Origin of the sequence: Pantoea sp. 1.19 (genome assembly GCF_001922585.1) — a bacterium.
In the GTDB taxonomy this organism is placed as follows: domain Bacteria; phylum Pseudomonadota; class Gammaproteobacteria; order Enterobacterales; family Enterobacteriaceae; genus 1-19.
Genome location: NZ_MRBS01000003.1, coordinates 484666 through 509394, shown reverse-complemented (window position 1 = coordinate 509394; position 24729 = coordinate 484666). Strand labels below are relative to the sequence as shown.

General features: G+C 61.1%; 24 protein-coding genes. 19 read left to right on the top strand and 5 right to left on the bottom strand.

Annotated elements, in window-relative coordinates:
- Positions 1-639: 639 nt before the first annotated feature.
- The 16 genes from BS626_RS09050 to BS626_RS08975 all read left to right on the top strand — a co-directional run bounded on the left by BS626_RS09050 (position 640) and on the right by BS626_RS08975 (position 16754).
- On the top strand, positions 640-822 hold the full coding sequence (locus BS626_RS09050; RefSeq protein WP_075182044.1) for a hypothetical protein: 183 nt from the start codon (positions 640-642) through the stop codon (positions 820-822).
- Positions 823-951: 129 nt separating this feature from the next.
- Positions 952-1308, top strand: coding sequence for a flagellar transcriptional regulator FlhD (flhD, locus tag BS626_RS09045; protein ID WP_075182043.1), 357 nt, complete (start codon positions 952-954; stop codon positions 1306-1308).
- Positions 1305-1883 carry a flagellar transcriptional regulator FlhC gene (gene flhC / locus BS626_RS09040; protein WP_075182042.1) on the top strand — a complete coding sequence of 193 codons (579 nt, stop codon included), beginning with the start codon at positions 1305-1307 and terminating at the stop codon, positions 1881-1883. The genes flhD and flhC overlap by 4 nt, the downstream gene beginning before the upstream one ends.
- A gap of 147 nt (positions 1884-2030) precedes the next feature.
- On the top strand, positions 2031-2921 hold the full coding sequence (motA, locus tag BS626_RS09035) for a flagellar motor stator protein MotA (RefSeq protein WP_075182041.1): 891 nt from the start codon (positions 2031-2033) through the stop codon (positions 2919-2921).
- Positions 2918-3937 carry a flagellar motor protein MotB gene (motB, locus tag BS626_RS09030; protein ID WP_075182040.1) on the top strand — a complete coding sequence of 340 codons (1020 nt, stop codon included), beginning with the start codon at positions 2918-2920 and terminating at the stop codon, positions 3935-3937. Before motA ends, motB begins: the two co-directional genes overlap by 4 nt.
- 9 nt (positions 3938-3946) lie before the next feature.
- On the top strand, positions 3947-5899 hold the full coding sequence (cheA, locus tag BS626_RS09025; RefSeq protein WP_083615923.1) for a chemotaxis protein CheA: 1953 nt from the start codon (positions 3947-3949) through the stop codon (positions 5897-5899).
- 20 nt (positions 5900-5919) lie between these two features.
- Positions 5920-6417 (top strand): chemotaxis protein CheW, encoded by a 498-nt coding sequence (gene cheW, locus BS626_RS09020; protein WP_075182038.1) that lies wholly within the window; start codon positions 5920-5922, stop codon positions 6415-6417.
- Between the two features lie 166 nt (positions 6418-6583).
- Positions 6584-8263 (top strand): methyl-accepting chemotaxis protein, encoded by a 1680-nt coding sequence (locus BS626_RS09015; protein ID WP_075182037.1) that lies wholly within the window; start codon positions 6584-6586, stop codon positions 8261-8263.
- 41 nt (positions 8264-8304) lie between these two features.
- Positions 8305-9918 carry a methyl-accepting chemotaxis protein gene (locus BS626_RS09010; RefSeq protein ID WP_075182036.1) on the top strand — a complete coding sequence of 538 codons (1614 nt, stop codon included), beginning with the start codon at positions 8305-8307 and terminating at the stop codon, positions 9916-9918.
- 60 nt (positions 9919-9978) lie between these two features.
- A complete protein-coding gene (cheR, locus tag BS626_RS09005; protein ID WP_075182035.1) occupies positions 9979-10854 on the top strand; it encodes a protein-glutamate O-methyltransferase CheR in 876 nt (291 codons plus the stop codon).
- Entirely contained in the window at positions 10851-11900 is a 1050-nt protein-coding gene (locus tag BS626_RS09000) for a chemotaxis response regulator protein-glutamate methylesterase (protein WP_075182034.1), read from the top strand. Before cheR ends, BS626_RS09000 begins: the two co-directional genes overlap by 4 nt.
- Positions 11901-11934: 34 nt before the next feature.
- Positions 11935-12324, top strand: a complete 390-nt coding sequence (cheY, locus tag BS626_RS08995) for a chemotaxis response regulator CheY (RefSeq protein ID WP_075182033.1) — start codon at positions 11935-11937, stop codon at positions 12322-12324.
- 11 nt (positions 12325-12335) lie between these two features.
- Entirely contained in the window at positions 12336-12980 is a 645-nt protein-coding gene (gene cheZ, locus BS626_RS08990) for a protein phosphatase CheZ (protein ID WP_075182032.1), read from the top strand.
- Between the two features lie 147 nt (positions 12981-13127).
- Positions 13128-14279, top strand: a complete 1152-nt coding sequence (gene flhB, locus BS626_RS08985; RefSeq protein ID WP_075182031.1) for a flagellar biosynthesis protein FlhB — start codon at positions 13128-13130, stop codon at positions 14277-14279.
- Positions 14272-16356, top strand: coding sequence for a flagellar biosynthesis protein FlhA (flhA, locus tag BS626_RS08980; protein ID WP_075182030.1), 2085 nt, complete (start codon positions 14272-14274; stop codon positions 16354-16356). Before flhB ends, flhA begins: the two co-directional genes overlap by 8 nt.
- A complete protein-coding gene (locus BS626_RS08975; protein WP_075182029.1) occupies positions 16353-16754 on the top strand; it encodes a flagellar protein FlhE in 402 nt (133 codons plus the stop codon). The genes flhA and BS626_RS08975 overlap by 4 nt, the downstream gene beginning before the upstream one ends.
- Before the next feature lie 23 nt (positions 16755-16777).
- On the opposite strand, the gene argS is transcribed toward BS626_RS08975, so the two are convergent.
- Positions 16778-18508: an arginine--tRNA ligase gene (gene argS / locus BS626_RS08970; RefSeq protein ID WP_075182028.1), complete on the bottom strand. Its 1731-nt coding sequence runs from the start codon at positions 18506-18508 to the stop codon at positions 16778-16780.
- Positions 18509-19133: 625 nt separating this feature from the next.
- On the opposite strand from argS, the gene BS626_RS08965 reads away from it, so the two are divergent.
- Positions 19134-19697 carry a VOC family protein gene (locus BS626_RS08965; RefSeq protein WP_075182027.1) on the top strand — a complete coding sequence of 188 codons (564 nt, stop codon included), beginning with the start codon at positions 19134-19136 and terminating at the stop codon, positions 19695-19697.
- Here BS626_RS08965 and BS626_RS08960 read toward each other — a convergent pair.
- On the bottom strand, positions 19694-20836 hold the full coding sequence (locus BS626_RS08960) for a MalY/PatB family protein (protein WP_075182026.1): 1143 nt from the start codon (positions 20834-20836) through the stop codon (positions 19694-19696). The genes BS626_RS08965 and BS626_RS08960 overlap by 4 nt on opposite strands.
- A 150-nt stretch (positions 20837-20986) precedes the next feature.
- Here BS626_RS08960 and cutC point away from each other — a divergent pair, with 150 nt between their 5' ends.
- Together cutC and BS626_RS08950 are read left to right on the top strand one after the other, a co-directional pair.
- The gene (cutC, locus tag BS626_RS08955) at positions 20987-21742 is read left to right on the top strand and encodes a copper homeostasis protein CutC (protein WP_075182025.1); all 756 of its coding nucleotides are present in this window, start codon (positions 20987-20989) and stop codon (positions 21740-21742) included.
- A gap of 151 nt (positions 21743-21893) precedes the next feature.
- Entirely contained in the window at positions 21894-22733 is an 840-nt protein-coding gene (locus BS626_RS08950; RefSeq protein ID WP_139308796.1) for a hypothetical protein, read from the top strand.
- Here the strand turns inward: BS626_RS08950 and BS626_RS08945 are convergent.
- The 3 genes from BS626_RS08945 to cmoA form a co-directional block, all read right to left on the bottom strand.
- Positions 22703-22906 (bottom strand): hypothetical protein, encoded by a 204-nt coding sequence (locus BS626_RS08945; protein ID WP_075182023.1) that lies wholly within the window; start codon positions 22904-22906, stop codon positions 22703-22705. The genes BS626_RS08950 and BS626_RS08945 overlap by 31 nt on opposite strands.
- An 81-nt stretch (positions 22907-22987) precedes the next feature.
- Positions 22988-23959, bottom strand: coding sequence for a tRNA 5-methoxyuridine(34)/uridine 5-oxyacetic acid(34) synthase CmoB (cmoB, locus tag BS626_RS08940; protein WP_075182022.1), 972 nt, complete (start codon positions 23957-23959; stop codon positions 22988-22990).
- Positions 23952-24686 carry a carboxy-S-adenosyl-L-methionine synthase CmoA gene (cmoA, locus tag BS626_RS08935; RefSeq protein ID WP_075182021.1) on the bottom strand — a complete coding sequence of 245 codons (735 nt, stop codon included), beginning with the start codon at positions 24684-24686 and terminating at the stop codon, positions 23952-23954. Before cmoA ends, cmoB begins: the two co-directional genes overlap by 8 nt.
- Positions 24687-24729: the final 43 nt, after the last annotated feature.

Below are 24729 nucleotides of genomic sequence, written 5' to 3'. Positions count from 1 at the left end.
TGTGGCTAATGCATGCTGGCCGGCAACAGGAAGCGGCGCCGTGGCGCAAAAAACGGTCCCCGGCGCCGCCGCGGGTGGATCGCCATCACGCAAAGGGCGTTAGGCACAATAGTGTTATATTTCTTATGTAATAAACCCGGGTTGGGATAATCCTTCCGGCCATACACTGTATGAAATCTTAACGAAAACCTCACACTATCGGCATTGCGCTCACGGGTTGCTGACAAAATCATAAAGTTTCCAATTATGACCTTTACCGGGGAATGACCGGGTGTGGGACATAACTTTATCTTATTCAAAGGCTTTTGTGTTGTAATGCCAGTGAGTGGTAGCGATTTTGCCAGGAGATGAGGGCGTACACCAAAAAATTGGAAACCTTTGGATGAAATGCGTTCGATCACCCTATAAGTAACGTTAAAACCCCGTTAATTTAACATAAAAATGCTTACCCGGTTATTTATTCGCTTACCCAACAGCATTGCTGATGGTTTTTTAGAAAAATTTACCTTACAAAGTGTGATCTGTATCACACTTTATCTAAAATCAGCGCCGGTCATCGTTGTAGAACGAAAACAGAGGGGATAGAGTTGCGTTGAGTTAAGATAATTCCTAAATAAATGTAAGCGAACGTCAAGGAAGATGATTGACCCACCTGAGGCACACTGTGGATTCAGTGAAGACGCTCACGAGGTTGATTACAAGGACGGTCGCGTTGACTTATGCAGCGTCCACGCCGACATCGTTTGGCAATCGTCTCTGTTTTTTGCCATCGAATTTGAACACCCAACGTTATTCGCAATCCGCCAGGTGAGCGTCGATTGAAAGTGTTTAAACACCTTTCAACGACATCGCGTGAGCGGAATACGCGTGAGCAATGGGCAGCGAAACCAGCAACCAGGCGGCGGCTTTTTCCGCTTTAATGTCAAGCAGTGCATGGGTCAGGATAATAAAATGGGTACTTCAGAATTACTCAAACATATCTACGACATTAATTTGTCATATTTGTTGCTCGCTCAGCGTTTGATTAACCAGGATAAGGCTTCAGCCATGTTCCGTTTAGGGATTAATGAGGCTATGGCGGATACCCTCGCGCAATTAACTCTACCGGAAATGGTGAAGCTGGCAGAAACCAATCAGCTGGTCTGCCAGTTTCGCTTCACCGACAGTGCATCAATCCAGACGCTAACCCAGGAGTCACGCGTGGACGATCTGCAGCAGATCCACACCGGTATTCTGCTCTCCAGCAGCCTGCTGCGTGATGTGTCAACGAAAGACAGTGCAATAGCGAAGAAGAGGGCGATATCATGAGCGAAAAAAGTATCGTTCAGGAAGCGCGCGATATTCAGCTGGCCATGGAGCTTATTTCGCTGGGGGCCCGGTTACAGATGTTAGAAAGCGAGACGCAATTAAGTCGCGGCCGCTTAATTAAACTGTATAAAGAGTTACGTGGCAGTCCACCGCCAAAAGGTATGCTGCCCTTTTCAACCGACTGGTTTATGACCTGGGAGCAAAATATCCATGCTTCTATGTTCTGTAATGCCTGGCAGTTTTTGCTGAAAAGCGGCCTCAGCCGCGGCGTGGAAGCGGTGATTCAGGCCTATCGCCTCTATCTTGAGCAGTGCCCGCCACAGGCCGAAGGGCCGGTGCTGGCCCTGACCCGCGCCTGGACGCTGGTGCGTTTTGTCGAAAGCGGTATGCTGCAGCTCAGCGACTGCAGGTGCTGTACCGGCAGCTTTATCACCCACGCGCATCAGCCGGTGGGCAGCTTTGTGTGCAGCCTGTGCCAGCCGCCTTCGCGGGCGGTAAAAAGGCGTAAACTTTCCGACAACCGTGCCGATAACCTGTCACAACTGCTGGATGAGTCGGTCAGACAGGCCGTATAACCGCGACTCGCGCAAGCGACAGCCCGGGCACTCCAGGTGGAAGATTCCAGCAGCGACGTCGGTCGCTGCTTTTTTTTTGCCTCAGCAACGCGGTGCGGGTCACCGGCCATCCTCCACTGACACGTTGTAAGACGTAAGGATTGTATTGTGCTGGTAATAGTGGGTTATATCGTGGTGATTGCCTCGGTGCTGGGCGGCTACGTGATGGTCGGCGGCCACCTCGGCGCGCTCTATCAACCGTCGGAGCTGATCATCATCGGCGGCGCGGGGATCGGGGCTTTCATTGTCGGCAACAACGGCAAGGCGATCAAAGCCACGCTAAAAGCGCTGCCGCTGCTGATGCGCGGATCAAAGTACAATAAAGCGTTGTATATGGATCTGATGGCGCTGATGTATCGGCTGATGGCGAAATCCCGTCAGCAGGGGATGCTGTCGCTGGAGCGCGACATTGAAAATCCGCGCGAAAGCGACATTTTCGCCAGCTATCCGCGCATTCTGGCCGATCCCCGGCTGGTGGATTTTATTACCGACTATCTGCGGCTGATGGTTAGCGGCAATATGAACGCCTTTGAAATTGAAGCCCTGATGGACGAGGAGATCGAAACCTACGAGCACGAATGCGAGGTGCCGGCGCAGAGCCTGGCGATGATGGGCGACTCGCTGCCGGCGTTCGGTATTGTGGCGGCGGTCATGGGGGTTATCCACGCGCTGGCCTCCGCGGACCGCCCGGCGGCGGAGTTGGGGGCGCTGATTGCTCACGCGATGGTCGGCACGTTTTTGGGGATTTTACTGGCCTACGGTTTTATTTCACCGCTGGCGTCGGTGCTGCGGCAGAAGTGCGCCGAAACCACCAAAATGATGCAGTGCGTCAAGGTAACACTGCTCTCCAGCCTCAATGGTTATGCGCCGCAGATAGCGGTCGAATTTGGCCGTAAAACGCTCTACTCCACTGAACGTCCGTCGTTCATTGAGCTGGAAGAGCACGTCCGCAACGCCAAAAATCCGGCGTCGCAGCCGACGGCGGATCAAGAGGTATGAAGCACAACAATCCCCCCATCGTGCTGGTAAAGCGGCGCAAGGTCAAAAAACATGACGGCGCGCACGGCTCATGGAAAATCGCCTACGCCGACTTTATGACCGCCATGATGGCTTTCTTCCTGGTGATGTGGCTTATCTCGATTGCCAACCCCCAGGAGCTGGTGAAAATAGCGGAGTATTTCCGCACGCCGCTGAAAGTGGCGCTGACCAGCGGGCCGCGCAGCAGCGACAGCGAGAGCCCGATCCCCGGCGGCGGCGACGATCCCACCCGGCGGGAGGGCGAAGTGAAAAAGGTGGTCGATCTGGATGCCGAAAAGGGCAAGCTGGATGAGATCCGCCTGAAGCGGCTGCGCGATAAGCTTGATCAGCTGATTGAGGCCGATCCGCGCCTGCGCGCGCTGCGCCCGCACCTGATCATTAACCTGGTCAATGAAGGACTGCGTATTCAGATAATCGACAGTCAAAACCGCCCGATGTTCATGACCGGCAGCGCCGAAGTCGAGCCCTACATGCGCGATATTCTACGCGCCATTGCGCCGATCCTTAACGATATCCCGAACCGGATAAGCCTCGCGGGGCACACCGATGATTTTCAGTATGCCGGGGGCGATCGCGGCTACAGCAACTGGGAGCTCTCCGCCGATCGCGCTAACGCCTCGCGGCGCGAACTGGTGCTGGGCGGACTGGACGGAGGCAAAGTGCTGCGGGTGGTGGGCATGGCCGACACCATGAAGCTGAAAAACCGCACCGGTCAGGACGCCGTCAATCGCCGCATCAGTTTGCTGGTTCTGAACCGCAAAACCGAACAGCAAATTGAAGCGGAGAATCGCGAAAGTGACGCGATGCCTGTCGCCTCGCCGGAGAGTATAAAAACCCTTATCGCGCCGCCGCTACCCCAGACGGCGGGCAGTGACTCATCTTCTCAACCCCCAGCGGCGACTCCGGTCGCGCCCCGGGCGGCCGCCGCGCCGGCCGGGCCACCGGCGCCGCCCGCGCGCGATTCCCAGCAGAGGTGATGCGTGAGCATGGATATCAGCGATTTTTATCAGACGTTTTTTGAAGAGGCCGACGAGCTGCTGGCCGATATGGAGCAGCATTTGCTGGGGCTGGATCTCGCCGATCCGGATGCCGAACGGCTGAACGCCATCTTTCGCGCCGCCCATTCGATTAAAGGCGGAGCCGGCACCTTTGGCTTCACGGTATTGCAGGAGACCACCCATATTCTGGAAAACCTGCTGGACGGTGCCCGTCGCGGTGAAATGCCGCTGAACACCGATATCATCAATCTGTTTTTGGAAACCAAAGATATTATGCAGGATCAGCTGGATGCCTATAAATCGGGCCAGGAGCCTGATGCCGACAGCTTTGATTATATTTGTCAGGCGCTGCGCCAGCTGGCGCTGGAAGCCAAAGGCGAGGCGCACGCGCCGGCCCCGGTCACGCCGCTCAGCGTCGTGCCGCCGGCGGCAGCCTCGCAGACAATGCGAATCGCCCTCAGCCAGCTGAAGCCGGGGGAGGTCTCCTTGCTGCTGGAAGAGCTGGGTAACCTCGGCAGCGTGTCGGCGGTCAATCGCGGCGAGACCTCGCTGGAGGCCACTCTCAGCGGCGATCTCAGTCGCGATGATGTGGTCGCCGTGCTGTGCTTTGTCATTGACGAGGCGCAAATCCGCTTCCCGGCGCTGAACGACGCGCCGCCGGCGACGGCCGGGGAAACGGCGCCAACGGCGCTGACCCACGCCACACCGCCGGTACGTGAAGCGGTACGTAAAGCGCCGGCGGCGCGTGCCGCCGAGTCCAGCAGCATTCGCGTGGCGGTAGAAAAGGTCGATCAAATTATCAACCTGGTAGGGGAGCTGGTGATCACTCAGTCGATGCTGGCGCAGCGATCCGGCGCGCTGGATCCGGTGACGCACGGTGACTTGCTGAACAGCATGGGACAGCTGGAGCGTAACGCGCGTGATTTGCAGGAATCGGTAATGTCGATCCGCATGATGCCAATGGAGTATGTTTTTAGCCGCTTCCCACGCCTGGTGCGGGATCTGGCCAGTAAGTTGGGAAAAGAGGTGGAGTTAACGCTGTCAGGCAGCTCTACTGAACTCGATAAAAGCCTGATTGAGCGCATAATCGATCCGCTGACTCACCTGGTGCGCAACAGCCTCGATCACGGCATTGAGCTGCCGGAGGCGCGTCTCGCCGCCGGCAAAACCGCCAGCGGCAATTTGACGCTGTCGGCCGAGCATCAGGGGGGCAATATTTGCATTGAGGTGGCCGACGATGGCGCGGGGCTTAACCGCCAGCGGATCCTCGCCAAGGCGCAGGCGTCCGGGCTGCCGGTCAGCGACAGCATGAGTGATGAAGAGGTCAATATGCTGATTTTCGCCCCCGGCTTCTCGACCGCCGAGCAGGTCACCGACGTCTCGGGCCGCGGCGTGGGGATGGACGTGGTGAAGCGTAATATTCAGGAGATGGGCGGCACGGTAGAGATCGGCTCCAGACCGGGACGCGGCACCACTATTCGCATTCTGCTGCCGCTGACCCTGGCTATCCTTGACGGCATGTCGGTAAAGGTAGGCGATGAGGTATTTATTCTGCCGCTGAATGCGGTAATGGAGTCGCTGCAGCCGCTGGCGGCCGATCTGCATCCGCTGGCCGGAGGCGAGCGGGTGCTGGAGGTGCGCGGCGAATACCTGCCGCTGGTGGAACTGTGGCAGGTCTTCGACGTCGCTGACGCCTGCACCGAGGCGACGCAGAGTATTGTGGTTATCCTGCAAAGCGGCGGAAAACGCTACGCCCTGCTGGTTGATCAGCTGATTGGACAGCATCAGGTTGTGGTCAAAAATCTCGAAAGTAACTACCGCAAAGTGCCAGGCATCTCGGCCGCCACCATCCTCGGTGACGGCAGCGTGGCGCTGATCGTTGATGTCTCGGCGCTGCAATCTCTTAATCGTGAAAAGCGTGTGGCGGGAGCCGCAGCCTGAATAAGCAAAAGGGTAACACTATGACCGATATGGCAACTGTCACAAAACTGGCTGGCGAAACCGTGGGCCAGGAGTTTCTGGTTTTTACGCTGGGCGACGAAGAGTACGGCATCGATATCCTTAAGGTACAGGAGATCCGCGGGTACGATCAGGTGACGCGCATCGCTAATACGCCGCCGTTCATTAAAGGGGTGACCAACCTGCGCGGAGTGATCGTACCGATTATCGATCTGCGCATTAAGTTTGCTCAGCCGGACGTGGAGTATAACGACAACACGGTGGTGATCGTGCTGAACCTGGCGCAGCGGGTGGTGGGCATTGTGGTCGACGGCGTATCCGATGTGCTATCGCTTACGCAGGAACAGATACGCCCGGCGCCGGAGTTTGCCGTCACCCTGTCGACGGAATACCTTACCGGACTGGGTGCGCTCGCCGATCGAATGTTAATCCTGGTGGATATTGAAAAGCTGCTGAGCAGCGAGGAGATGGCGCTGATGGATAACCTGCGCAGCGCCTGAGACGCGGTCCCTCTCCCGCAGGGGCTGACGTCCCCGCGTCCGGCCGCCCATTGAGCGGCCGCCCGTTTTCACGCCCTCTTTAACGCCGGCGACGTTTTGCGATAAAGCTTTTCGCCGCCGTGCCGATAATGCCCTGTGACAAGCCAAACTACTGTTAAGGGGTAATATGTTCAGGCGTATCAAAGTGGTGACCAGCCTGGTGCTGGTGCTGGTGGCATTTGGCGTACTGCAGCTGTTGTCTGGCGGCGTATTTTTTCAGGCGTTGAAAAGTGATAAGGCCAGTTTTCAGGTCAATCAGCAGCTGCGCGATCAGCAAACCACGCTGAACACCGCCTGGGTCGCGCTGATACAAACCCGCAATACGCTGAATCGCGCCGGGATCCGCTACATGCTGGACACGAATCAGATGGGCAGCGGGGCTACCGTCGCCGAGCTGCTTAGCGTGGCGAAAACGCAGCTTACCCAGGCGGAAACGGGCTGGAAAGCCTGGCATGCCAGCCTAAGCGACGCCGGCCGCGAGGCGCAAAACGTCACCGCCGTTCAGCAGCATTACGAGGCGCTGCACGGCGCGTTGACCGAGCTGATTACGCTGCTTGGCGCCGGTAAAATTAACGCCTTCTTTGATCAACCGACCCAGCGCTATCAGGACGGTTTTGAGCAGGCATTTAACCGCTGGCAAAAGGCCAATGATGCCCTGAGCGACGCCGGCGTCAGTCAAAACCAGCGCGCTTATCAGCGATCGCTGTGGATGCTGGGCGCACTTGGCCTGCTACTGTTGGCAATCGTAGCGCTGGTATGGCGCGGTATGCATCAGATTTTACTGCGCCCGCTGCAGGCCAATATCGCCAGTATCCGCCACATCGCCAACGGCGATTTAACACAGCCCATCGACAGCCACGGCCGCAATGAAATGGCCGAGCTGGCGCGCACTCTGCAGCACATGCAGCAATCGCTGGTGAAGACCGTCAGCGCGGTGCGCGACGGCTCTGACGCTATTTACACCGGCGCCAGCGAAATTGCCGCCGGCAATAACGATCTCTCCTCACGCACTGAGCAGCAGGCGGCCTCGCTGGAGCAGACCGCCGCCAGCATGGAGCAGCTGACCGCGACCGTGAAGCAGAACGCCGAGAATGCGCGTCAGGCGTCGCAGCTGGCGCTGAGCGCCTCGGAAATTGCCGGGCGCGGCGGCAAGGTGGTCGACGGCGTGGTGAAAACCATGAACGATATCGCCGGCAGCTCAAAGAAAATTGCCGATATCACCAGCGTCATTGACGGCATCGCCTTTCAAACCAACATCCTGGCGTTGAACGCCGCGGTGGAGGCCGCGCGCGCCGGTGAGCAGGGGCGGGGGTTTGCCGTGGTGGCTGGCGAGGTGCGTAATCTGGCCCAGCGCAGTGCCCAGGCGGCGAAAGAGATCAAGGCGCTGATTGAGGATTCGGTGAGCCGCGTTGACACCGGGTCGGTGCTGGTGGAGAGCGCCGGAGAAACCATGAGCGATATCGTCAGCGCGGTGACCCGCGTCACCGATATCATGGGCGAAATTGCCTCGGCCTCGGACGAACAGAGTCGCGGCATTGACCAGGTAGGGCAGGCGGTAACCGAGATGGACCGCGTTACCCAGCAGAACGCATCGCTGGTGGAGCAGTCCGCTACGGCGGCAGCGGCGCTGGAAGACCAGGCCAGCCGGCTGACGCAGGCGGTCGCGGTATTCCGCCTCAGCGCCGCGCGCCACCGCGCGGAGGCGGCGACAGCCGCGCCGCAGCCGACGGCCAGCGCAACGCCGCTGCTGTCCCCGCCGCTACCGCGCAAGCTCGCCACCGCGGATGATAACTGGGAAACGTTTTAACCCCTGAAGGGCGCCGCCTGGCGCCCGTGCCGGAGAACGCTATGCTGCACCGTTTTCGCCTCTCAACCCTGTTGTTTACCCTGCTGGGCCTGTTTTGTCTGATTCAGCTGCTCAGCAGCGGGTTGTCATTCAACGCCTTCCGGCTGGATTCCCGCAATGCCCATCAGGTGGAAGTGGGCAGCCAGCAGCGGGATGCGCTCAGTCAAAGCTGGGCATCGCTGCTCAGCGCCCGGGTCACCCTGAGCCGCGCCGGCACCCGCGCCGCGTTGAACGTGCCGCGCGAGCAGGTCACGGTGTTGATGGCCGCCGCAGAGCGGGATTTGCAGGCGGCCGATGCCAGCTTTCGCCGTTTTGCCGCGCTGCCGCCGCTGACCGCTGCCAGCGCGCAGCAGCAGCAGCGATTGCGTGTGAGTTTTGCGGACTACCATCACGAACTGACTCAGCTGATTGCCTGGCTGCAAAATTATCAACTACAGGACTTCCTCGATTCGCCGACGCAGGCGCATCAGGATCGCTTTCTTGCCGCCTATACCGGCTGGATGAGCGAGCTGAACGGGGTGATGAACCATGCCAGCGCGCAGAGCCGCAGTTTTTATCGCCAGTCGATCGCGATTCTCGCCGGTGCGTTGGCGCTGACCTTGTTGCTGACCGGGGTTGGCCTGTGGTGGGTACGCCGCGGCCTGATTATGCCGCTGACCGCAATGCGTGAGCACTTCTCCCGCATTGCCGGCGGCAACCTCGCCGGCACCATTGAGCGCGGCGGGCGCAATGAAGTCGGGCAGCTGTTTAACCGTTTGCGTGATATGCAGCAGGCGCTGGCCGATACCGTGCGTCAGGTGCGCGGCGGCAGTGAGGCGATGCAGATCGGGATTCGCGAAATGGCCATGGGCAACAACGATCTTTCCGCGCGCACCGAGCAGCAGGCGGCCTCGCTGGCGGAAACAGCCGCCAGCATGGAGCAGCTGACGGCGACGGTGGCCGGTAATGCCGGGTACGCGCGCCAGGCGGCGCAGCTGGCGCAAACCGCGTCGGACACCGCGCACCAGGGCGGCGCGCTGACCGGCAATGTGGTCAGTACAATGCAGGATATCGCCGGGCGATCGCGCAAGATTGCCGACATTACCGCGGTCATTGACGGTATTGCTTTTCAAACCAACATCCTTGCCCTGAACGCGGCGGTGGAAGCCGCGCGCGCCGGGGAGCAGGGGCGGGGCTTTGCGGTGGTGGCCGGTGAAGTGCGCAGTCTGGCCCAGCGCAGCGCCCAGGCGGCAAAAGAGATCAAAGCGCTGATTGACGCCTCGGTGGCGCGCGTGGACCAGGGGGCGACGCTGGTGAGCCAGGCGGGGGAGACCATGGACGCTATCGTCCAGTCGGTCAGCCGGGTTAACGGCATTATGGCCGAGATTGCTTCGGCATCCGAGGAGCAGCGGCGCGGCATTGAGCAGGTGGCGCAGGCGGTAAGCCAAATGGACCAGGTGACCCAGCAGAATGCCGCGCTGGTTGAACAGGCCGCCGCGGCGACCGGTGCGCTGGACGGTCAGGCCGATCAGTTAACCCGGGCGGTCACGCGTTTTGTGCTTGAAGCGGGCACCCCGGCGGCAGCGCCGCCGTCGCCCGGTCTCGTGGGCACGCCGCTGACGGCGCTCACCTCCTAATGGCAGTACGCGATGCGCCGCGCACAGCGTGCGGTCCCGCATGAACCAGGATGGCCTGAGATGAAAAAATCGACGTCACCGGACGTGGTGGAAAGCAGTACGCTGCTGGCGCAGATGGCGCAGCGTCTGCCGCTGTCAGACAGCCATTTTCGCCGGCTCAGTCAGCTGATTTATCAGCGTGCCGGTATTGTCCTGGCCGACCACAAACGCGAGATGGTCTACAACCGCCTGGTGCGCCGGCTGCGGACGCTGGGGCTGGATGATTTTGGTCGCTATCTGGCGCTGCTGGAGGGCGATGCCAACAGTCCGGAGTGGCAGGCATTTATTAACGCACTCACCACTAATCTGACGGCCTTCTTCCGCGAGGCGCACCACTTTCCGCTGTTGGCGGAGCACGCCGCCGGGCGGCGCGGCAGCTACAGCGTCTGGAGCACCGCCGCCTCGACCGGTGAGGAGCCATGGTCGATAGCCATGACCCTCGCCGATACGCTGGGCGGCGCACCGGGCAGTTTCCGCGTCCACGCCAGCGACATCGACACCCAGGTGCTGGAGAAGGCGGTGGCCGGCGTATACCGCCAGGAGGAGCTGCGAACGCTATCGCCTGCCCAGCTGCAGCGCTTTTTTTTGCGCGGTACTGGTCCGCATGAGGGTATGGCGCGGGTGCGTTCTGAGCTGGCCGCCAGCGTCGGCTACGCCCAGCTGAATTTGCTGGCGCCGGAGTGGGCGCTGCCGGGGCCGTTTGACGCCATTTTTTGCCGTAACGTCATGATCTATTTTGATAAAGCGACTCAGGAGCGCATTTTGCGCCGCTTTGTGCCACTGCTGAAACCCGGCGGCCTGCTGTTTGCCGGGCATTCAGAAAACTTCAGCCAGTTGAGCCGTGACTTTTACCTGCGCGGTCAGACGGTCTATGGGCTGACTAAGGAAAAAGGATGAGCAAGATAAGCGTCATGTGCGTCGACGACTCGGCGCTAATGCGTCAGCTGATGACCGAGATCATTAACAGCCATCCTGATATGGAGATGGTGGCCACCGCGCCCGACCCGCTGGTGGCAAGGGATCTCATCAAGCAGTTTAATCCGCAGGTGCTGACGCTGGATGTCGAAATGCCGCGGATGGACGGCCTTGATTTTCTGGAAAAGCTGATGCGCCTGCGGCCAATGCCGGTGGTGATGGTGTCGTCGCTTACCGGGCAGGGATCGGAAGTGACGCTGCGCGCACTGGAGCTGGGCGCGGTGGACTTCGTGACCAAACCGTCGCTGGGTATTCGTGCCGGGATGCTGGCGTGGAGCGACATCATCGCCGATAAAGTACGCGCCGCCGCGCGGGCCAGGCTGCCGGTGCGTGGCGCACAGCCCGCACCGGTAATGCTACAGGCCGGGCCGTTGCTTAGTAGCGAAAAGCTGATTGCTATCGGCGCGTCGACCGGCGGTACCGAGGCGATTCGCCACGTGCTGCAGCCGCTACCGCCGACCAGCCCGGCGCTGCTTATCACCCAGCATATGCCGGCCGGATTTACCCGCTCGTTCGCCGAGCGGCTGAACAAGCTGTGCCAAATTACGGTGAAAGAGGCGGAAGAGGGTGAGCGGGTGCTGCCCGGCCACGCTTATATCGCGCCCGGCGCAAGGCATATGGCGCTGGCGCGCAGCGGCGCCAACTATCAGGTGCAGCTGAGCGATGCGCCGCCGGTTAACCGCCATCGCCCCTCGGTAGACGTGCTGTTTCACTCGGTTGCGCAGCACGCCGGCCGCAACGCGGTTGGCGTTATCCTTACCGGCATGGGCAACGACGGCGCGGCCGGGCTGCTGGCGATGCATCGCGCCGGGGCCTGGACCATCGCCCAGGACGAGGCGAGCTGCGTGGTCTTCGGCATGCCGCGTGAGGCAATTGCCCACGGGGCGGTCAGTGACGTGGTGGGGCTCCACCAAATCAGCCAGCAGATGCTGGCCAAAATTAGCGCCGGACAGGCATTACGCATTTGACGCCTGCGGGCGAATTAACGGGAGTAATCACAACATGGCAGATAAAAATTTACGTTTTCTGGTGGTCGACGATTTCAACACCATGCGCCGCATCGTGCGCAACCTGTTAAAAGAGCTGGGCTTTAACAATGTTGAAGAGGCAGAGGACGGCGCGGAGGCGCTCAGCAAACTGCGCGCCGGCAGCTTTGATTTTGTTATCTCCGACTGGAACATGCCTAACGTGGATGGGCTGCAGCTGCTGCAAACCATACGCGGCGATGCGGCGCTGGGCAAGCTGCCGGTGCTGATGGTAACGGCGGAAGCCAAAAAAGAGAACATCATTGCCGCCGCGCAGGCCGGGGCCAGCGGCTACGTGGTCAAGCCGTTCACCGCCGCGACGCTGGAAGAGAAGCTGGGCAAAATTTTTGAAAAACTGGGTATGTAAAAGGAGCCGTGATGAACGCACTTCCGACACTTCCACCCGATGCCGTCACCCCCCAGGACATCATTTCGCGGATCGGGGCCCTGACCCGGATGCTGCGCGACAGCCTGCGCGAGCTGGGGCTGGATCAGGCGATAGCCGAAGCCGCAGAGGCGATCCCGGACGCGCGGGACCGGCTGGACTACGTGGTACAGATGACGGCACAGGCCGCCGAACGGGCGCTGAACAGCGTGGAGGCCGCGCAGCCGCGGCAGAACCAGCTGGAGCGCGGGGCCAAATCCCTGCAGGCGCGCTGGGACGCGTGGTTTGACAATCCGATTGCGCTGGCCGATGCCCGCGAACTGGTTTCCGATACGCGCGGCTACCTGGCTTCGGTGCCGGAGCATACCGCGTTCACCAATGCCCAGCTGCTGGACATCATGATGGCGCAGGACTTCCAGGATCTGACCGGTCAGGTGATCAAGCGAATGATGGACGTCATTCAGGAGATTGAGCGGCAGCTGCTGATGGTGCTGCTGGAAAATATGCCGGAGCAGAGCGGGCGCGGCGGGCGCAGCAGCGACAGCCTGCTGAACGGCCCGCAGGTGAATACCGCCGCGCCGGGCGTGGTCTCCAGTCAGGATCAGGTCGACGATCTGCTCGATAGCCTCGGTTTCTGACTGTCCGGCGCGCTGCCCGCCGGCGGCGCGCCCTTTTCCCGTGCGGGCAATCCCGCCATTAACCCCCTTTTTCGCGCGCTACTCCCGCTATCGCTTCGGGCAAATTTTGGCATCCTTGCCCAAGGTCACCGCAGCAGGATCGCACGCATGTCTCAAGACAGCGATGAGGAAAAAACAGAATCGCCCACCCCCCACCGGCTGGAAAAAGCGCGGGAAGAGGGGCAGGTGCCGCGTTCGCGCGAGCTGACGGCGATGCTGATGCTGCTGGTGGGATTATGCATTCTGTGGTGGGGCGGCGCGTGGATGGCGCGTCAGCTGGCGGCGATGATTGCCGCCGGCCTGCATTTTGACCACGCGGTCATCCGCGACACCGGACTGATGCTGCGCCAGATAAGCGCGCTGCTCGGGCTGGCGGTCTGGTCGCTGATTCCGGTGATGACCGGACTGGTGGTGGTGGCCATCGCCTCGCCTTTGCTGCTGGGTGGACTGGTGCTCAGCGGTAAATCCCTCAAAGTCGATATCGGCAAAATCAATCCGCTCAAAGGACTCAAGCGGATGGTCTCCGGTCAGGCCGCGGCCGAGCTGGTGAAAGCGCTGCTCAAGGCGCTACTGGTGGGCGCGGTCGCCGGCGCCTATCTGTGGCACAACTGGCCGCACATGGCGCAGCTGATAGGCCAGTCACCGCTGACCGCGCTGCACAACGCGCTGAATATGGTCGCCGTCTGCGGCCTGGTGGTGTTACTGGGGCTGATCCCGATGGTTGGCTTTGACATTTTCTGGCAACTCTACAGCTATTTCAAAAACCTGCGAATGACCCGTCAGGAGATCCGCGACGAGTTCAAAGAGCAGGAGGGGGATCCGCACGTAAAGGGTCGGATCCGCCAGCAGATGCAGGCCGCGGCGCGCCGCCGCATGATGCAGGATGTCCCGAAAGCGGACGTGATCGTCACCAACCCAACGCACTACGCGGTGGCGCTGCGCTATGACGAGAAAAAGATGAGCGCGCCGACCGTGCTGGCGAAAGGCGCTGGCGAGGTGGCGCTGCGCATTCGCGAGCTGGGCGCCACCCACCGTATTCCGCTGCTGGAGGCACCGCCGCTGGCCCGCGCGCTGTATCGCCACAGCGATATCGGTCAGCAGATCCCCGGCCAGCTGTATGCGGCGGTGGCGGAAGTGCTGGCGTGGGTCTGGCAGGTGCGCCGCTGGAAGAGAGAGGGCGGCCTGATTCCGTCCAAACCTGAACATTTACCGGTGCCCGAGGCGCTGGATTTTGCTGTGGAGACACCTGACCATGAATAATCTGGCCGCGCTGCTGCGCTTACCGGATAACCTGAAACAAACCCAGTGGCAGGTGCTGGCCGGACCGGTGCTGATTTTACTGATCCTGTCGATGATGGTGCTGCCTCTGCCGCCCTTTATTCTCGATCTGCTGTTTACCTTCAATATTGCGCTATCGATCATGGTGCTGCTGGTGGCGATGTTCACCCAGCGCACGCTGGAGTTTGCCGCCTTTCCCACTATTCTGCTCTTTTCTACGCTGCTGCGACTGGCGCTGAACGTCGCCTCAACGCGCATTATTTTGATGGAAGGGCATACCGGCGCCGCCGCGGCGGGCAAGGTGGTGGAGGCCTTTGGCCACTTTCTGGTTGGCGGCAATTTTGCAATCGGCATCGTGGTATTCATTATCCTGGTGATCATTAACTTTATGGTGATCACCAAGGGGGCCGGCCGTATCGCGGAGGTGGGGGCGCGCTTCGTCCTCGATGGGATGCCGGGTAAACAGATGGCGATTGATGCCGATCTTAATGCCGGGCTGATTGGCGAAGAGGAGGCGAAAAAACGCCGTTCGGAGGTGACCCAGGAGGCGGATTTTTACGGCTCCATGGACGGGGCGTCGAAATTTGTCCGCGGTGATGCCATCGCCGGCATCATGATCATGATAATCAATGTGGTAGGCGGCCTGCTGGTTGGGGTGGTGCAGCACGGCCTGCCGCTCGGCGCGGCGGCGCAGAGCTATACCCTGCTGACCATCGGTGATGGACTGGTCGCGCAGATCCCGGCGCTGGTGATCTCCACCGCCGCCGGCGTGATTGTCACCCGGGTAAGCACCGATCAGGATGTGGGCGAGCAGATGGTCACTCAGCTGTTCAGTAATCCGCGCGTGATGGTGCTCAGCGCCGGCGTGCTCGGCCTGTTAGGACTGGTGCCGGGCATGCCTAACCTGGTATTTCTGCTGTTTACCGCCGCGCTGCTGGGGCTGGCCTGGTGGCTGCGCGGACGCGAACGACCGGCTCCGACGGCGGCGCCGGCCGCCGCGCACAGCGCCGCCAGTCCGGCCGGCGTCGAAGCCTCCTGGACCGATGTGCAGCTGGAAGATTCGCTGGGCATGGAGGTGGGCTACCGCCTGATTCCGATGGTCGATCAACAGCAGGACGGCGAGCTGCTGGGGCGCATTCGCAGCATTCGTAAAAAATTCGCCCAGGAGATGGGCTTTTTGCCCCCGGTGGTGCATATCCGCGACAATATGGATCTGCCGCCGGCGCGCTACCGTATCCTGATGAAAGGGGTTGAAATCGGCAGCGGCGATGCCTGGCCGGGGCGCTGGATGGCAATCAATCCCGGCACCGCCGCCGGCGCACTGCCGGGAGAAGCAACGGTCGATCCGGCGTTTGGCCTGGCGGCCGTGTGGATTGAGAGCGCGCTGAAAGAGCAGGCGCAGATTCAGGGCTACACGGTAGTGGAGGCCAGTACGGTCGTGGCCACCCATCTGAATCACCTGATTGCCCTGCACGCCAGCGAGCTATTTGGCCGCCAGGAGACCCAGCAGCTGCTGGATCGCGTCAGTCAGGAGATGCCGAAGCTGACCGAGGATCTGGTGCCGGGCGTGGTCACCCTGACCACGCTGCACAAAGTGCTGCAAAACCTGCTGGCCGAGCGGGTGTCGATCCGCGATATGCGCACCATTATTGAAACGCTGGCGGAACACGCGCCGGTGCAGAAGGAGACCGGCGAGCTGACGGCGGTGGTGCGCGTGGCGCTCGGCCGTGCTATCACGCAGCAGTGGTTCCCCGGCAGCGGCGAGGTACAGGTGATGGGACTGGACGCCGGTCTGGAGCGGCTGCTGCTGCAGGCGCTGCAGGGCGGCGCCGGGCTGGAGCCGGGACTCGCCGAGCGGCTGCTGACCCAGGCAGAGCAGGCGGTATCGCATCAGGAGATGCTCGGTGCGCCGCCGGTGCTGCTGGTCAACCATCCGCTGCGTCCGCTGCTGGCGCGCTTCCTGCGCCGCAGCCTGCCGCAGCTGGCGGTGCTCTCTAATCTGGAGCTGAGCGACAACCGTCAGATCCGCATGACGACCACCCTCGGCGGCCAGTCGTGAGGGGGGGCTGGCTACTAACCGGCTGGCTGCTGAGCGCCAGCGCCGCGGCGGTGAGCCAGAGCTGGAGTGACAGCAGTATCGGACCGGCGCTGAGCCTGCGCGGCGTGGCGGCTTCTTCGCCGGCGCTGGGCGATGGGGCCGCGCGGGGAACGGTGACGCTGGTGTACTGGCAGTATCGCCTGAGCGGGCCAATGCCAGCCGGTCTGCAGGTGCGGCTGTGCGCCGACACCCGCTGCGTGCTGCTGGAGGGCGCCAACGGCGCGACGCGGGGGCTGAGCAATCTGCCGGCGGACGAACCGCTGCGCTTTATCTACCAGGTGGAGGGGAAGGGAAGGGTGTTTCCGCTGACGCGGGTGATCAGTAATCAGGTGACGGTGAATTACCGCACCGTCCGCTGAGCGGACGGTGCGGCCGCAGGGGATCACATCCGTTCGACGGTCTCAATGCCCAGCGTATCCAGCCCCAGCTTCAGCGCGTTGGCGGTCAGCGCGGCCAGTTTCAGGCGGCTCTGGCGCGTGGCCTCATCCCCGGCGCTGAGGATCGGACAGTGCTCGTAAAAGCTGGAAAACAGGCCGGCGAGATCGTACAGCCAGGCACACATGACGTGCGGCGTGCCGTCGCGCGCGACCTGGGTCAGGGTCTCTTCAAACTGCAGCAGACGCACCGCCAGCGCGGCTTCGCGATCGTCAGTAATGATGACGTCACCGCGGAGGCTCTCCGGAGTGACGCCCGCTTTACGGAACACCGACAGCACGCGGGTGTAGGCGTACTGCATGTAAGGCGCGGTGTTCCCCTCGAACGTCAGCATGTTATCCCAGTCAAACACGTAGTCGGTGGTGCGGCTTTTTGACAGGTCGGCATACTTCACTGCGCCAATGCCCACCACGCGGGCCAGATTGTCCAGCTCCGCCGCTGCCATCTCCGGATTTTTGGCGGCAATCAGCGTGCGTGCGCGGTCAATCGCCTCGTCCAGCAGCTCAGAGAGTTTGATGGTCCCGCCGGCGCGGGTTTTAAACGGCTTGCCGTCTTTGCCCAGCATCATGCCAAACATATGGTGTTCCAGCGACACCGACGCCGGCACGTAGCCCGCTTTGCGCACGATGGTCCACGCCTGCATCAGATGCTGATGCTGACGGGAGTCGATGTAGTACAGCACGCGATCGGCATGCAGGGTTTCATAACGGTATTTGGCGCAGGCGATGTCGGTGGTGGTGTAGAGGTAGCCACCATCCTTTTTCTGGATGATAACCCCCATCGGTTCCCCTTCTTTATTCTGATACTCGTCGAGGTAGACCACGGTTGCGCCTTCGCTCTCCACCGCCAGCCCTTTGGCTTTCAAATCGGCAACGATCCCAGGCAGCATGCTGTTATACAGGCTTTCCCCCATCACGTCGTCGCGGGTCAGGGTGACGTTCAGGCGATCGTAGTTCAGCTGATTCTGCGCCATGGTGATATCCACCAGGCGGCGCCACATCTGCAGGCAGTAATCATCACCGCTCTGCAGTTTGACCACGTAGGCCCGCGCGCGCTCGGCAAACGCCGGATCGTTATCGTAGGTCTGTTTCGCTTCGCGATAGAAGGCCTCAAGATCGGCGAGGGCTATCTCCGCAGGGTGTTCATTCTGCTGTTTTTCGAGGAAAGCAATCAGCATGCCGAACTGCGTGCCCCAGTCGCCGACGTGGTTAGCGCGGATCACCTTGTGACCCAGCAGGGTCTGGGTACGTACCGCCGCGTCACCGATAATCGTTGAACGCAGGTGCCCGACGTGCATCTCTTTTGCCACGTTAGGCGCTGAATAATCAATCACGATAGTCTGCGGGTCGACCGGGGTCAGCCCCATGTGCGTTGCCTGCAGCGCGCGATCGATTTCGCCTGCCAGCCAGCGGCGGTCAAGAAAGATATTGATAAAGCCGGGACCGGCGATTTCCACCTTGCTGGCAATACCGGTCAAATCCAGCCCGGCGATCACTTTCTCGGCCAGTTGTCGCGGCTGCTCACCCAGTTTTTTGGCCGCGCCCATCACGCCGTTGGCCTGATAGTCACCGAACTGTGCTTTGGCAGACTGCCGCACCAGCGGATCGCATCCGGCCGGCGCGCCGGCGGCCTGCAATGCCTGACTGACTTTTTCTGAAAGAAGCGCCTGAATATTCACCGATAACCCTTTTTGTCACGTGTTTAACCGCTCACCCGCAGTGAACGGAACTGGAGACTGCACCCGCCGCGGCGGCGCAGTGAAAAAATAAGGGGAAAAGTATACTGTATTTCAGACAAGGCGTCAGCAGGCGCAACAGGACGGGAGGCCGGCGCGCTGCTGCCTGCGGTGGCATCAGCGCGCCTCAGGAGGATGAACGGCGGCGCAGGCAAAGTGCGATGAGGGTGACTGAGCGGCTTATCACAGCGCAGCTGCCCGCGGCGACACAGCGCAAACCCGACGCGCATCAGCACAATGACGACGGAGGTTAGCAGTAACAGGTGGCATCCTGTCAGGGGGCGTCAACAACTTAGCCGAAATCCGGATAGCCCGCCATTTGCACATCGGCAATTAAGAAGGATCGGGTAAAATAAATAATTTAATGATTTAAAACCTTTTTTTATCGCGATTACTCACTTTTGTTATCCAGCAGGTCGCGTAATGCGTGGCGGAAAGACGGGAAAATATCGTGGATTCATGAGGCTGGCGGCGGGGCGCCGGAAAAATGGAATAACGGCTGGTTCCTGCCGGCCGGGCTGCGTTACCATGCCGCCATCACTAACGTTGAATCATGCAAGGGGAAATCATGTGGCCTGAACACGTTGGCGAGGAATTGTCAGATTTATCCGTAGACTTTTCTCGCTTTCACCGCGCGCTGGAGGCGTTTGCGGCAGATCTGGGGCTGAAGCTGAGCGAGCTGGAAATCGACCACGTGGCCGTGCGCTGCCACCAGAATACCACGGCCGAGCGCTGGAAGCGGGGGCTGGGCCGCATCGCGGATTGCCTGTCGGAAAACGAGATCAATGGCCGACCGATCTGCCTGTTTCGCCTGCATCAGCCGCTGACCCTGGCTGGCCAGTCGGTGGCGGTGGTGGAACTGCCCTGGCCAGGGCAGACCCTGTACCGGCACGAGGGGTGGGAGCATATCGAGGTGGTGCTGCGTGGCGATCCGCAAACGCTGAACCAGCGGGCGATGGCGCTGCTCTCCGACAGCGGGCTGCTGCAGCCGCGCATCGCCATCAAATGCAGTTCCCCCCGGGGAGAAAAAGAGCGGCTGCCCAATCCCACCCTGGCGGTGACTAACGGGGAGATCACCATCAAATTTCACCCGTGGTCGATTACCGAAATCGTCGCCAGCGAGGCGGATTAAACCGCCGCGGCGGCCAACTGAATTCGGCGTAGCGCCTCCTGCAGCAGGTCGCGATGGCAGCCGAAATTGAGGCGCACAAAGTGCGGATCGCCAAAATCCCGCCCCGCGGAGAGGCCGACGCCGTGCTGCTCGACGTGCTGCTCGGGGCGGCTTAATCCCAGCCCGCTGGCATCAATCCACGCCAGATAGGTGCCTTCCGGCGAGGCCACCTGCAGCCCCGGCGTGGCGTTGATGCTGGCCACTACCGCATCGCGGTTGCGCCGCAGATAGTCAAGCTGAGCATCCAGCCACGGCTGGCCGTCACGCCAGGCGGCTTCGGCGGCCACCAGCGCCAGAATATCCACCCCCGGCACCAGGCCTTTGCGCGCGGCCTGAAAGCGGCGGCGCAGATCGGCATTGGGTATGATCGCCACCGAGGCGCCAAGCCCGGCAATATTGAAACTTTTTGACGGCGACATCAGGGTAATAGAGCGCTGGGCGGCATCCTCACTGAGTGAGGCAAAGGGCAGGTGGCGAACCCCCGGTTCCAGCAGCAGATCGCAGTGGATTTCATCGGAGCAGACCAGCAGGTCGTGGCGCTGGGCAAAGGCCAGCTGGGCGGCCAGCTCCTCGCGGCGATAAACGGTGCCGCCGGGATTGTGCGGGTTACACAGCATCAGCAGCTTTTCGCTGCCGTCCATCCCGGCCTCCAGGGCGCTGAAATCCGGCAGCCAGCGCCCAGCGCGCAGCTGCATCTGCGCCTGACGCTGCGGGCGTCCGGCCAGCGTGGCGGCATGACGAAACGGCGGATAGATCGGAAACGGCGTGATGCTGCTCTGCTGTGCCTCGGTAGCGCAGCGTAGCGCAAGGTTCAGGCCGCTCACAACGCCGGGCAGATAGACCAGCCACTCCGCTTCGACTTTCCACTGGTAGCGCGTCCACAGGCGTGCCAGAATCACCTCGGTCAGGCCGTGCGGCTCCCCGCCGTAGCCAAAAACACCGTGCGCTATCCGTCGCTGCAGCGCGTCGGAAATACAGGGCGGTGAGCGGAAGTCGGTATCGGCAACCCACAGTGGAATAATGTCTTTATCGCCATATTTTTGCCACTTAAGGCTATCGCTGTGACGTCGGTCGATACGTTCGTCGAAATTGAATGCCATGATAACGGTTCCTGTTGTGGGCGGTGCCTGGCATTCTGCGCCTCTGCGCGGGGCAGCAAGGCAACAGGCGGGCGAGAAAGCCCGGAAAAAATGCGCGTCAGGCCCCAGATTAACCAATAATTGTCCGGCAGTCATTATCAGGAGAACGTTATGCCAAAACTGGAAGTATGCTGCTATGGCGTTGATTGCGCGCAGATTGCTGAACGCGCTGGGGCAGACCGCATTGAGCTGTGCGCCGGGCCAAAAGAGGGCGGGCTCACCCCCTCGTCCGGTATGCTACAGCTGGCGCGGGGGCAAATTCACTTGCCGGTACACCCGATCGTGCGCCCGCGCGGTGGGGATTTTTGCTACAGCGCCGCCGAGTTTGCGGTGATCAAATCCGACGTGGCGCAGATCCGCGAGCTGGGTTTCCCGGGACTGGTGGTCGGCATGCTGGATCAGGACGGCCATCTGGATATGGCCCGGATGCGGCAAATCATGGCGCTGTGCGACGGGTTGGCGGTCACCTTTCATCGCGCCTTCGATTTGTGCCATCACCCGCTGCTGGTACTGGAACAGCTGAGCGATCTCGGCGTGGCGCGGATCCTTACCTCCGGTCAGCAGCAAACCGCCGAAAGCGGAATAACGTTACTCAGGGAACTAAATGATCGCAGTCGCGGTCCGATTATTATGGCCGGTGCAGGCGTGCGCCTCGGTAATTTGCATAAGTTTCTCGATGCCGGCATTACCGAGCTGCACAGCTCCGCCGGGCACGCCACGCCTTCACCGATGCGCTATCGCAAAGCCGGCATCTCCATGTGTTCGGACGCGGAAAACGATGAGTTTAGCCACTACGGCGTGGACGGTGAAATGGTCGAGGCGATGAAGCGCGCCATGGCGCCCGACAGCAGCAACCGCGTGGCCTGATTCCCCATTTTTGCCGCACAGCACGCCTGATGACGTACTGTTTGCAAGTACCAGACCCCATCCTTTTGGTGGGGTTTTTTTTGCGTGAAGCTTGCGCTGAGCGTTCTCAACATCAATGCTAAGCGCAGGGATCTGTCAGAAGGGGTGTCCGGTGAAAAGAGTTCTGTTAAGCGTGCTGCTGTGCGTCACCGCCAGCGCCTCCGCGCAGCCGCTTCGCTGCCCGCCTTTTAATCAGCAAATTAATGACGGCAATAATCTTATCCTGATCGAGGGCACCGGCAAAGGGGCGATTCGGCAGGTGGTGGTCGGCACCTTCGGCAAAGATACCGATCGCCAGGCGCGGCTACTGGGTACCTTTGATCGCTGCGGCCGCCTGCGCGATGCCACCTTTTCGTGGCAGATGCGCGACGAAGGCATCCGCGTGGAGATGCGTACGGAGATCGCCGCGCGGCCCGATGGCTGGCAATCGACCTATCAGGTGGTCGTGACCGCGCAGCGCGGTGAGCAGACGCTGCCGGTGCGGGTGAAGCAGGGATACATTCGCTGGCTAACCGGCAAACACGGTAACATCGTCAGCGCCAGCGATCGCTTTATGCTGCAGGGAAAACCGGGCCTGACTACCATCACCTATGGCTGGTCGCCGCAGATGCGGCTCAGTCGTGCGGTTGCTCGCGGCGATGATCCGCTAAATAACGGCGTCAGCGCGTGGCGCTGGAACGCCCGCGGGCAGCTCATCAGTAGCACCCTCGTCCGGCGTGAAAGCCACTATTACTATGATGCCCAGCAGCGTGAGACGCGTATGAGCACCGTACAGCCGGATGACCAGGGCATCACCCGCAGCGAAGACCGCTGCCAGCTGTGGGACGAGCAGGCTAACTGCACGCTAACCTACACCGTTGAGCGAGAGAGCCTGCCGGGGCGCACGCAGTCGCGCCAACTGACCACGGCGGTGAAATACACCTACTGGGACGCGCCCGACACCGCCGACTGAGCGACCGGCGGAGGCGCATCGCTCTGCAGCAGGCTTTGCGCCGCGCCGCGGGTCACCGCATTGCGGTCGTGTTTACGCTCGTCCGGGAGCAGCCAGCTGCTGAGCACCGACAGCAGGGCCAGCAGGCCGGCCACCACCAGCACGCAGGGCAGAATCAGTGAAGGGCGTTTCATGACATCATCCTTAACAGGTTGCCGCAGGCCCCCTCTCTGAGCCTGCGGGCCGCGGTGGCGGACGACGCCACCGCGAAGGGATTAGGGTTTTCGGGCGACCAGTACCGCACGCAGGGGAGCGGGGTAGCCCTCTACGGTTTTGCTGGCGTCCGCCGGATCGAGAAACTCCGCCAGCGAATCGGTGGTCATCCAGTCCGTACGCCGCTGCTCGTCTGTTGAGGTCACGGCGTAATCGACAATGTGTACATCGACAAAGCCGCACTTCTCCAGCCAGCCCTTCAGCGCCGGCGCCGATGGGATAAAGTACACGTTGCGCATCTGGGCATAGCGATCGCCCGGCACCAGCACCCGCTGCTCATCGCCTTCCACCACCAGCGTTTCCAGCACCAGCTCTCCGCCGCTGACCAGCTGATTTTTCAACTGCCAGAGGTGATCGAGGGGCGCACGCCGGTGGTAGAGTACACCCATTGAAAACACCGTGTCGAACGCTTCCAGCGCCGGTAGCTGCTCGATCCCCAGCGGCAGCACCTGCGCGCGGCGGTCGTCGCCGAGCAGCTTACGCACCGCTTCAAACTGGCAGAGGAACAGCTGCATCGGATCAATGCCGATCGCCTGCTGCGCACCGGCGCCAACCATACGCCACAGGTGGTAGCCGCTGCCGCAGCCGACATCGAGCACGGTGCGGCCGGTCAGCGGGGTGATGTGCGGCAGCAGCCGCTGCCACTTCCAGTCGGAACGCCATTCGGTATCAATCTCGCAGCCGTAGAGCGAGAAGGGCCCTTTGCGCCACGGCATGAGCTGCCGTAGCAGCTTGTCAATCGCCGCGCGCTGACGATCGCTAAGATCGTCGCGGTCGGCGCTGACGCTGTGCAGCAAATCCAGCCGCCGCGGCGCCATCGCCGGCAGGGCCTCAATCGATTTTTCCCAGTGGCGGAAGTGGCCATGCAGCTGTTCGGCCTGCCACGCGGCAATCTGCGCCGGCAGGGTTTCCAGCCAGCGGCTCAGCAGCGGATGCGTGGCAATCTGCTGATAAAAACGTCCAAACTCAATCATCTTTTACCGCCACCAGCGATCCAAAGTTAAAACACTGAAACCACAGCTCCGCGTGGCGAAAACCGGCCTGCTGCAGACGCTGTTTGTGGGTGGCTACCGTGTCGGTCAGCATGACGTTTTCCAGCATGCTGCGCTTCTGACTGATCTCCAACTCGCTGTAGCCGTTGGCGCGCTTAAAGTCGTGATGCATATCAAACAGCAGTTCTCCCACCTGGCGGTCTTCAAAGCTGAACTTTTCCGATAGCACCAGCGCACCACCGGGTAACAGACCGGCATAGATACGATCCAGCAGCTGCTGACGATCGTCCGGAGCCAGAAACTGCAGGGTAAAATTCAGCACCACCAGCGAAGCGTTGTCGATGTTCACGTCGCGAATATCGGCTTCGCGCACCGTCACCGGCGTATCGCCGCGGAAGGCATCAATGTGACGGCGGCAGCGTTCGACCATCGCCGGCGAGTTGTCGACAGCGATAATCCGGCACCCTTCCGCCTGCAGATGGCGACGGATCGACAGCGTGGCCGCCCCGAGCGAACAGCCGAGGTCAAAAACCTGGCTATGGGGCGTGACGAAGCGCCCGGCCAGCATGCCGATCATGGCAATAATATTAGAATAACCCGGCACCGAGCGCTGGATCATATCGGGAAAAACTTCGGCTACGCGCTCGTCAAAAGTCCAGTCGCCCAGTTTTTCAATGGGCGCAGAGAACAGCGTATCACGATCAGACATATCTTGGGTCCGTCAGGGAGTTCATCAGAAAACGGTATTTTGG